The organism is Flavobacterium sp. (assembly GCF_035292545.1).
GTDB lineage: Bacteria > Bacteroidota > Bacteroidia > Flavobacteriales > Flavobacteriaceae > Flavobacterium.
Genome location: NZ_DATDPV010000052.1, coordinates 1 through 9,723, shown reverse-complemented (window position 1 = coordinate 9,723; position 9,723 = coordinate 1). Strand labels below are relative to the sequence as shown.

9 protein-coding genes are annotated in these 9,723 nt (G+C 37.1%); 1 reads left to right on the top strand and 8 read right to left on the bottom strand.

Translation table 11 applies throughout. The annotated features are described in order from the left end of the window. The first annotated feature begins 198 nt into the window (after window positions 1-198). A complete protein-coding gene (locus VI621_RS08765; RefSeq protein WP_324218004.1) occupies window positions 199-837 on the top strand; it encodes a CvpA family protein in 639 nt (212 codons plus the stop codon). A 9-nt stretch (window positions 838-846) separates the two neighbouring features. Here VI621_RS08765 and VI621_RS08760 read toward each other — a convergent pair whose 3' ends face one another. The 8 genes from VI621_RS08760 to VI621_RS08725 all read right to left on the bottom strand — a co-directional run. Beyond that, window positions 847-1,590 (bottom strand): tetratricopeptide repeat protein, encoded by a 744-nt coding sequence (locus tag VI621_RS08760; RefSeq protein WP_324218003.1) that lies wholly within the window; start codon window positions 1,588-1,590, stop codon window positions 847-849. Window positions 1,591-1,632: 42 nt separating this feature from the next. Further along, window positions 1,633-3,384, bottom strand: a complete 1,752-nt coding sequence (locus tag VI621_RS08755; RefSeq protein WP_324218002.1) for a BatD family protein — start codon at window positions 3,382-3,384, stop codon at window positions 1,633-1,635. A 43-nt stretch (window positions 3,385-3,427) separates the two neighbouring features. Continuing rightward, a complete protein-coding gene (locus VI621_RS08750) occupies window positions 3,428-4,174 on the bottom strand; it encodes a tetratricopeptide repeat protein (protein ID WP_324218001.1) in 747 nt (248 codons plus the stop codon). Further along, complete coding sequence (locus VI621_RS08745; RefSeq protein WP_324218000.1) at window positions 4,174-5,211, bottom strand: VWA domain-containing protein; 1,038 nt, start codon at window positions 5,209-5,211, stop codon at window positions 4,174-4,176. The genes VI621_RS08750 and VI621_RS08745 overlap by 1 nt, the downstream gene beginning before the upstream one ends. A 6-nt stretch (window positions 5,212-5,217) precedes the next feature. Beyond that, complete coding sequence (locus VI621_RS08740; RefSeq protein ID WP_324217999.1) at window positions 5,218-6,219, bottom strand: VWA domain-containing protein; 1,002 nt, start codon at window positions 6,217-6,219, stop codon at window positions 5,218-5,220. After that, window positions 6,219-7,853, bottom strand: coding sequence for a hypothetical protein (locus tag VI621_RS08735; protein ID WP_324217998.1), 1,635 nt, complete (start codon window positions 7,851-7,853; stop codon window positions 6,219-6,221). The genes VI621_RS08740 and VI621_RS08735 overlap by 1 nt, the downstream gene beginning before the upstream one ends. Before the next feature lie 19 nt (window positions 7,854-7,872). Beyond that, window positions 7,873-8,739, bottom strand: coding sequence for a DUF58 domain-containing protein (locus tag VI621_RS08730; protein WP_324217997.1), 867 nt, complete (start codon window positions 8,737-8,739; stop codon window positions 7,873-7,875). Window positions 8,740-8,819: 80 nt separating this feature from the next. Continuing rightward, window positions 8,820-9,723, bottom strand: a 904-nt coding sequence (locus VI621_RS08725; protein ID WP_324217996.1) for a MoxR family ATPase, incomplete at its 5' end; no start/stop codon positions are given.

The following is a 9,723-nucleotide window of genomic DNA, read 5'->3' as shown; positions in this document are numbered from 1 at the left end:
CTGGTGTATTTTTCCCAGTTCCTGAACGCCTATTAAATAAATAATGGCATCGAGATCCAAATCTTCGCCTTGCGAAAATTGATTGGAAAGTATATTTACGAGCTGTTCCCAGCGTTCTTTTAGTTGTATATCTCTTGACATTTTTTTGAATTGTAGGTGGTGAATTGTGAATTGCGATTTCCAATAACACAAAAATTAATGGGCAAAGATAAGAACTTGAAAATTGGCAATGGATTATTCTTATCCCTTTTCTCCCCTATTGTGTTTGTTCTTTTATCTTTGCGCTTTATTTTTATTCTTGATCAGATGGGTTTTTTAGATATTATTTTAGGCGGATTGCTTTTATACGGCTTTATCAGAGGAATATGGAACGGTTTTTTTGTTGAATTGGCCTCCTTACTTTCGTTGCTGGTTGGCATTTATGTGGCAATTAAATTCTCCCACTTCATGAAAGCTATCGTAGAAAATCATGTTTCGTGGAATCCAAAAACCATTCAGATTACGGCTTTTGTTCTGACTTTCATCTTAGTTGTTGTTGCCATTACATTTTTGGCCAAAATCCTTACCAACATTGCCAGTTTCGCATTTTTGGGTTGGCTGAACAAATTAGCCGGAGGAGTTTTTGGTATTTTGAAAACTGCTTTAATTATCAGTATTTCTTTGAAATTATTTCAGAAAATCAATTCCAATAATTCTTTCGCAGAAAAAGAAACTTTAGACAATTCGTTGTTTTATAATCCGATTCAGAAAATTTCGGCCGTCATTTATCCTTCTCTTGAAGAATGGTTTATGGATTTAAAAACTAATGAATCCAAAACGGAAGAAACGGGCAACTAAACAGATTTACTATTTCAAATTTTTAATGCTTTCTTTTTGAATCCATCCTTCAGTTCCATCTGATAATTGAATTTTTACCCAATTATCTAAACTTTCCTGAACATAAACTTTCGTTCCTTCATGTAAAACAAAAGCATCGGAAGCATCTTTTTCAGGCTCGGATTTCACGGGTGCAATTTCTGCAAAAACAATAGCTGGCTGGTCATTTTCGTATTGATTTTTCTCGAAAACTGCCGATAAAACACTCAGCAATAAAACGAACAACGCGAAAAACATTCCGAAGAAGAAAATCCTTTTGGACGAAGTAATTTGAGAGAAATAATATCCCATAAAAAACAACAGAAACAAGACAGACAATCCCACCGAAATCCAGGCCCAGGTATTATAATGAAATGCAGATGTAAAGTCTTGAATCAGTTTATTGAAACCTACTTTTGGCACGTCTTTCACCTCATCGATTTGCAGTTTTTGGGCAAATTTGAGGTTGTTTTGAATTTCCGCATCATCGGGATTGAGCAACAATGCTTTTTCATAATTGTAAATCGCCGGGGCTACTTTGTTCAGTTTATAATAGGAATTTCCCAGATTGAAATACAATTCCGCCGATTGTTTTTTGGTTTTCAACACAGTTTCATAAGCCATTATAGCTTCCTGATAATTCCCTTTTTGATACAACGCATTCCCTTTTTCAAAGCCGTTTTGGGCAAAGAAAACCTGTGTTGTCAGTAATAATATATAAAGTATGTTTTTCATTTTTGTTTGAATTACCAATGGATAATTAAGCACTATCGATTGTTAGATCTGTTTTTCTAATTCCGAAATAATCGCAACGGCTTTATCATAATCCTGCTGAATGGCAACGGTTGACGATGGCGCATAACGGGCAAATTCACAGTTTTCGGTAAGATTGATAAATGCTGCAACTGTTTCCGTTTGGGCGTTTCTGGACAACAATATTTCGCTGATTTTATCTTTACTCATTTCCGAAGTTTCGATGTTTAGTTTCGCTTTCAGGAAATTGTGCAAGGCTTTTTCCAATGCAATATAAAACGGCTCTTTGTTTCCGATTTCTTTTTTGGCTTCCGATAAATATTTCTTCGCCAGTTTATTGGACAATTTGATTCTGTTTCCAACCAAATCACCATCAATGGCTTCTTTCTTCTTTTTGAAAAGGATGATGAATGGAATACACAAAAACGGTAAAAACGTCAAGGAATAAAACAAAGTTGATCCAAAGAAATCTTTTTTATTCACCGAAGTCAGATTCGTTTTTAGCTTGATAAACTTGAATTGATCCGTACTTGAAATTGCTTTTTTATCCACTCCTGAATTCCCTGCCACAGTTCCTTCCGAAGCTGTAGGACCTTCCAAAACATTGACCATAATTTCCGGAGAAGTAATGGTTTTATAGCTTTTAGACGCTAAATCAAAATAGGAAAACTGCATGGGTTTGATGGGATATTTCCCTTTGTATTGTGGGATAATCGTGTATTTATCCGACATTCTTCCCGTCATTCCTGAAAGTGGTGTGCTCACTTGCTCGTTATGTACCGGATCGTACATTTCGAGTGCGCTTGGCACGACTGGTTTTGGCAATGTAAACAGTTTTAAATTTCCTTTTCCGCTCACACTAACATTCAAATCTAGGCTTTCTCCTGATTTTAAATTGGTTTTCGAAGGCGTTACTTTAAAATCAAATTGTCCAACAGCACCTGAAAAATCTTCTGGTTTTCCGGCTTCAGGAAGTGCTTTTACGTTGATGGTCCTGGCTCCGGCAGAAACCCGTTTGTTCCCTTCGGCTAAAACCATTTGTCCGAAAACCGTTCTTCTGTTGGTTGGCAACTGCACATCAATATCCAATGAAAGCGGTTCAATTACTAATTTTCCTGATTTTTGTGGATATAAAACCACTTTTTTCAAAACTACAAAGCGGTAATTTTCGCCCTTGTATTTTCCATGTTCAACAACAAATTGTTTGATGTCAATATTTTGACTCCAAAAATCATTGTATTTTGGTTTCCCAAGTTCCCGGGAATTGGTAATCCCAATATTATTGCTGAAATACAGTTTGTAAACTACCGTTATGGGTTCGTTTATATATGGATTTTCTTTAGAAATATCAACTACCAGATGCAACTCGTCATCGGCTGAAACCTGCGTGTCATTTGGGTCTCTTGGCTGCTCAACAGCTGCCGTGACATTAATTCGTATTGGCGATGTTTTATAAATCTGACCGTTTATTTCAATCGATGCCTGTCTGATAACAAGCGACCCTCTTTGCGTTGGAATCAAAAAATAAGAATACGTTTTGTTGAACGAACTTCTTCCATTTACCCAAGATTGGCTTACTTGCTGGCTTGGCCCGGCAATCACTTTGAAGCCATCGAAATTAGGCGGCACAAAGTTATCGCCATCGTCATTCATCGAAAAATCGATGCGAAGGCGTTCATTCATGCCAAGGGTTTGTTTGCTGACTTTGGCTTCAAATTGCACTTGCGCCAAAATCCCCTGAAAACTTAGTAATAATAGAAAAATATACTTTTTCATTTTTTGTTTAAATCATTTATGTGTTTAATCGGCTGACCGATTTTTACCAATCTTTCTCCGTTTGTACAGGTTTGCCTTTTACTTTTTTGGCATTTACTTTGTCCTGAACTTTCTTTTCTTCGTTATTTACAGCATCCAGCAGATTTTCCAGTCGTTGTTTAGAAATCCCGCCCTGTTCAGGTTTTGGCTTACCCTCTTCGTTCTTTTTTTCATCATTTTTATCCTCGTCACCATCTTTCTTGTCGTCTTTCTTATCTTTATCTTTGTCGTCTTTTTTATCCTTGTCGTTGTCCTTTTTCTTATCGTCTTTCTTGTCGTCCTTTTTATCTTTTTTGTCGTCTTTCTTGTCATCCTTTTTTGGCGGATTGTCTTTCAGCATTTTTTTAGCCAAAGCATAATTATACCTGCTTTCTTCATCAGCCGGATTGTTTCGTAATGCATTTTTATACGCTTCAACAGCGGCAGTATAATTTTTCTCTTTCATGTAAACATTTCCTAAATTGTGAAATGCTTTGTGTTTTTCCGGTCTTACTGCTGCATTTTTAATGGCTTTTTCATAAGAAAACCTTGCCTCACCAGGTTGATTTTGTTTATAAATGGCATTCCCTAAATTATAGGAAGTGATCGCTTTTTTTGGATGATTCGATTCTGAAATTCGGTAATTGGCTTCGGCATCCGTGAATTTTTTTGCTGTGAATTCTTCGTTGGCTTTAGGCAAATTAGCATCTTTCTCCTGAGCCGAAATGGCAAAAGAAAGAAAAAGTAAACTATATAAAATCAAATGCTTCATTATTCTTTTTCATTAAATAAATTCAACTTCTTCACCCATTTTGTTTTTCTTTCCAAAAAGAAAACATCCAAAAATAACAGAACAAAACCAATTCCTAAAAACCATTGAAATTGCGAATTGAAATCCGTGAATTGTTCCGTTTCAAATTCTGTTTTTTCAATATTGTCCAAGGCGTTTTTTACATATTCCAACACTTCTTTGGTATTGTTTCCGTTGACGTAACCGCCTTTGGTGTTTTTTGCAATTTCCTGTAAACTTTCCTGGTTTAATTTGGTGATTACCACCTCATCGTTTTGGTCTCTTTTAAAACTTTCCACGCGACCGTTCTCTTTCAGTGGAATAGGTCCGCCTTTCTCTGTTCCGATACCAACGGTGATGATTTTCAACCCTGCTTTATTGGCTTCTTCGGCTGCTTCATTCGCGCCTTCGGAATGGTCTTCCCCGTCAGAAATCAGAATCAATAATTTATTAGTTTGTTTGTCTCCTTCAAAATAAGTCGACGACAACTTTATCGCTTCATCCAGTGAAGTTCCCTGTGAAGAAACCATTCCCGGATTCATACTTTGCAAAAACATCTTCGCCACACTATAATCAGTGGTAATTGGCAAAACCGGGAAAGCGCTTCCCGCATAGGCTACAATTCCAATTCTGTCGCCAGCCAACTGATTGATGATTTGTGAAACAATTTGTTTGCTTTTTTCTAAACGACTTGGCGCCACATCTTCACAAAGCATACTTTTGGAAACGTCGACCGCAAAAACCACATCGATTCCTTCGCGTTTTACGGTTTCTGTTTTGGTTCCTATTTTTGGATTTACCAATGCAATGATGAAACAGGCTAAAGCCAAAAGTAATACGGAGAACTTCAAAACAGGCTTGAACACCGATTTCTCCGGACTTAGTTTTTTTACCAATTCCAAATCACCGAATTCGCGTTGTTTTTTTCTTTTCCAATATTGATTGTATAGGAATAGCAACACCAAAATCGGTATCAGAAACAAAAGATATAAATATTTTTTTTCGTCTAATTCGTACATACTATTCTAAATAAAACTTCTAAAAATCGTGTTTCGTAATCCAATTTCTATCAACAACAACAATCCCGCAAAAAGTGCAAAGGGTCGGAATTTCTCGTCAAAATCATAAAATTTCAATTCTTCGATTTCGGTGGTTTCCAGTTTGTTGATTTCGTCGTAAATGGTTTCTAACTTCTTATTGCTTGTAGCCCTGAAATATTTTCCTCCTGTGTTTTTTGCAATCGACTTCATTAATTTTTCGTCGATTTCCACTTGCATCATTTTGAACAGAAACTGTCCATTCGGAGCAATTGCATACGGAAATTCCGCCATTCCGTTGGTTCCTATTCCTATTGTATACACTTTAATCCCGTATTCTTTGGCAATATCAGAAGCGGTTTCAGGTTCAATAAATCCGGAATTATTCACCCCATCGGTCATCAAAATTATGATTTTGCTTTTGGCTTTACTGTCTTTCAAACGGTTCACGGCGGTGGCCAAACCCATTCCGATTCCGGTTCCATCCTGCAAAACATTATCGTATTTTATACTTTTTATAGCATCCAAAACTACGGCTTTATCGCTCGTCACAGGCGTTTTGGTATAGGCTTCAGAAGCGTAAACCACTAATCCGATACGGTCATTGGGTCTTGCTTCGACAAAACTTTCGGCAACCACTTTTAGTCCTTCCATTCGGTTGGGTTTCAAATCTTTTGCCAGCATACTTCCGGAAACGTCAATCGCCATAACGATATCGATTCCTTTCGTGGTTTTGGTTTTACTGCTTACATCAACCGTTCTTGGTCTGGCCATCGCCACAATTAAAGAGCTTAAAGCCAATAATCGCAACACGAATAGAAACGGCTTTAACTTAGCCAAAAATGATTTCGATGCTTTGAAACCTTGCAGCGAACTTATTTTTAAAGTGGCTGTTTGCTCGTTTCGTTTCCAGATTTGCCAACCAATTACTAGTGGCAGCAAAAGGAACAACCAGAAAAACCCGGGATTTAAAAAGGTTACATTTGTCATTATTCAGTAGCTTTTTTAAGTTCGACAGAGTTTAACATGCGTTCCGAAATTTGTTCTGCATATTTATCGCCTTCTTCGTGAAAAATAATAATTTGTTGCAATCCGCCTTCCTGGCTGAATACTAAAATTTCATAATACAGCTTGGTGCTTCTTTTTTGTAGCGCATCAATTTTTGAAAATGTTCCATATCCTTTGAGCCCTTTAATGCCTTCTTTAGTCTCAAAATCTTCCTGTTTAATAATCATATTTTGTGCCCCTTGAGCTTCTAATGCCTGCAAAGATCCTTCTAATGATTTTGATAAATCGATTTCGCCTTCCTGTTTGTATTTTATTGTAGAAACCATCAGGTAAAAATTGTCTAAAATACTTCCATAAGCAAAGGATTGCATTTCTTTTATCAATGCCATGCCGTCTTTAGGCAGCGATTTACTTATATCAATTCGTTTTAAAACTTTAGGCGTTTCTACAGCGACACTTGGATTCCCATATTCACTAAAAACCCATTCGCCCTCAACTAATTCTTTGGTTGGATGTCCTAGAATGGTGTCTTTTACATAGTCAAATCCTTTTGTAATTACAAAATAGGCAGAAGTTGCGAAAAGTAGAAAAACAACCACAGCTAAAGCCAAGACAATTCTCTTATTGCGTTGTTTATTCAATAAAAGCTCGGCTTGTTTTTGCTTCTGGGCTTCATTCAATATGGCATCCGCTTCTATTTCTACAGCAACCGGGATAGATTTATCTAAAGTCAGAATCGCTTTTTCGATCTTATTTCTGTCTTCTGCAATTTCAAAGTCCAATGGTTTTGATTTGGCAAATTTCACTAAATCGGCATGTTTCAAAACCTTTTCCAGATTTTCCAGCGTGTCTTGTGAAAGCGTCATTTTCTTTTTTATGGAAACCGCACGAAGTCCTAAAATCAGTTCCGAAGTCGTGCTTTCCATTGCCGGGATTTCAATCGCTTCTTCGATATAATTTCTGGCAATATCGGTCAGTTCACTATAATAGGTTTTAATTTCCCCTTTTTGCCAAAGCTCTTTCTTCTCTAAACTTTGCAATAAGGTAGTCGCTTTTTGTATTGGCGTTTTAAAGATTTCCTGATCAATTTTTTTCTTTTGGTATTTTTTAATTAAAAAATAAACTAATGCGCCGATTCCCAAAATCAACAAGAGAATCAATAGATATTTCCATATTCCGCTATGATCCGAAGGTGCTTCCGCAATCGGCTTGATGTCGAACATTTTCTGTTTTAACGTATCAACAGTAACATTGGCAACTTCTACCGAAATACTGTCCGTTAAAAACGATTTGTTGTTGATGATTACCCGCAAACTCGGAATGGTATACTTTCCGGAGTCAAATTGGGTTAATCCGTATTTTTTTATCAATTCATACCGGTCGCCTTTTTTGATGGTATCGACAACATACGAACGAATCACTTCCAGTTTTCCGAAAGTTTCTGAACTTGGGAAAACCACATTCGACAAGGTATCAACATTGGTTTTCAGCGTTAAATTAAATTGCGCTCCAATTTTATTTTTTGTGGTATCGATGCTGGTTTCTACTCGCTTTTGCTGCGCAAAAATGGTGGTAGAAATTAGAATCAGTACATATATATAGAATTTGTTTTTCATTTTTTATTTGACTGCCTTTTTATCCTCTGGATTTAAAATAACTTAATAATTTAGTCACATAACTTTCGTCAACTCTGGTATCTACAACACCTGAACCCGATTTTCTGAAAGTTTCCTTGAAGTATTTCACTTTATCATGATAGTGTTTTTCATATTCCATTCGGACTGATTTAGAACCGGTATTCACCAATTGTGTTTCGCCGGTTTCTGCGTCTAACATGGAAACCATTCCTAAATCCGGCATTTTTTCTTCGCGAATATCGTAAACCCGAATTCCGGTAATATCGTGTTTTTTGGAAGCTATTTTTAAAGTTTGCTCATATTCTTCCGTCATAAAATCAGAAATAATGAACACAATCGCCTTCTTTTTCTGCGTTCCTGATAAAAATTTCAAGGCTTGAGCCACATCGGTTTTGTAGCTTTTAGGCTGAAATTCGATGAGTTCGCGGATAATTCTCAGTACGTGCGATTTTCCTTTTTTTGGCGGGATATACAATTCGATTTGATCCGAAAATAAAATCAAACCAATCTTATCGTTGTTTTGTGTGGCGGAAAAAGCCATTGTTGCGGCAATTTCGGTCACGATATCTTTTTTGAATTGGTTTTTAGAACCAAAACTTTCCGAACCGCTGATATCGACCATTAACATCATGGTCAGTTCGCGTTCTTCTTCAAAAACTTTAACGTGTGCTTCGTTATAGCGTGCGGTTACATTCCAATCAATAGACCGAATATCGTCACCAAATTGATAGGGACGCACTTCGCTGAACGTCATTCCACGGCCTTTGAAAGACGTATGGTATTCGCCCGAAAAGATGTGATCGCTCAATCTTCGGGTTTTGATTTCTATTTTTCGTACTTTTTTGAGTAATTCCTTTGTATCCATTTTTAATTGTTTCAAGTCCAAAAGTTTTCGGTTTCAAGTTCACATTCAATGATTTGAAACTTTAAACAGTAAACCAATTTTTATGGAACTTCGATTTCGTTAACGATTTTATTGATAATATCAACAGAAGTAATGTTTTCGGCTTCGGCTTCATAGGTAATTCCAATTCTGTGACGCAATACATCATGAACTACGGCACGAACATCTTCCGGAATCACATACCCACGACGTTTGATGAACGCATAACACTTAGCGGCATTAGCTAAATTGATACTTCCACGCGGCGACGCTCCAAAACTGATTAATGGTTTCAAATCGGCTAATTTATATTTCTCCGGATAACGGGTGGCGAAAACAATATCAAGAATGTATTTTTCGATTTTTTCATCCATGTATACTTCACGAACGGCTTCCTGCGCCCGTATGATTTGCTCCACAGAAACTACCGGATTTACTTTTTCGTAAGCGCCTTTTAGGTTTTGACGGATTACCATGCGTTCTTCATCCATTTTTGGATAATCGATCACGGTTTTTAGCATGAAACGGTCGACTTGTGCTTCTGGCAAAGCATAGGTTCCTTCTTGTTCGATTGGATTTTGAGTAGCCAAAACTAAAAACGGTCTTTCTAATTTGAAAGTCGTGTCGCCGATAGTCACCTGTTTTTCCTGCATCGCTTCCAACAAAGCCGACTGTACTTTTGCCGGTGCACGATTGATCTCATCTGCTAAAATGAAATTGGCGAAAATCGGTCCTTTTTTTATAGAAAATTCATTTTGTTTGATGTTGTAAATCATGGTTCCGACCACATCCGCAGGCAATAAATCAGGTGTAAACTGAATTCGGCTGAAAGAACCGTGAACCGCTTGCGAAAGCGTGTTAATGGCTAATGTTTTTGCCAAACCGGGAACGCCTTCCAATAAAATATGACCCTGGCCTAAAAGTCCGATTAATAATCGTTCGATCATGTGCTTTTGACCCACAATC

Bases quoted from the DNA above. Each gene is read 5' to 3' on its own strand.
- VI621_RS08765 (WP_324218004.1), top strand. From the start codon at position 199: ATGGGCAAAGATAAGAACTTGAAAATTGGCAATGGATTATTCTTATCC.
- VI621_RS08760 (WP_324218003.1), bottom strand. From the start codon at position 1,590: ATGAAAAACATACTTTATATATTATTACTGACAACACAGGTTTTCTTT.
- VI621_RS08755 (WP_324218002.1), bottom strand. From the start codon at position 3,384: ATGAAAAAGTATATTTTTCTATTATTACTAAGTTTTCAGGGGATTTTG.
- VI621_RS08750 (WP_324218001.1), bottom strand. From the start codon at position 4,174: ATGAAGCATTTGATTTTATATAGTTTACTTTTTCTTTCTTTTGCCATT.
- VI621_RS08745 (WP_324218000.1), bottom strand. From the start codon at position 5,211: ATGTACGAATTAGACGAAAAAAAATATTTATATCTTTTGTTTCTGATA.
- VI621_RS08740 (WP_324217999.1), bottom strand. From the start codon at position 6,219: ATGACAAATGTAACCTTTTTAAATCCCGGGTTTTTCTGGTTGTTCCTT.
- VI621_RS08735 (WP_324217998.1), bottom strand. From the start codon at position 7,853: ATGAAAAACAAATTCTATATATATGTACTGATTCTAATTTCTACCACC.
- VI621_RS08730 (WP_324217997.1), bottom strand. From the start codon at position 8,739: ATGGATACAAAGGAATTACTCAAAAAAGTACGAAAAATAGAAATCAAA.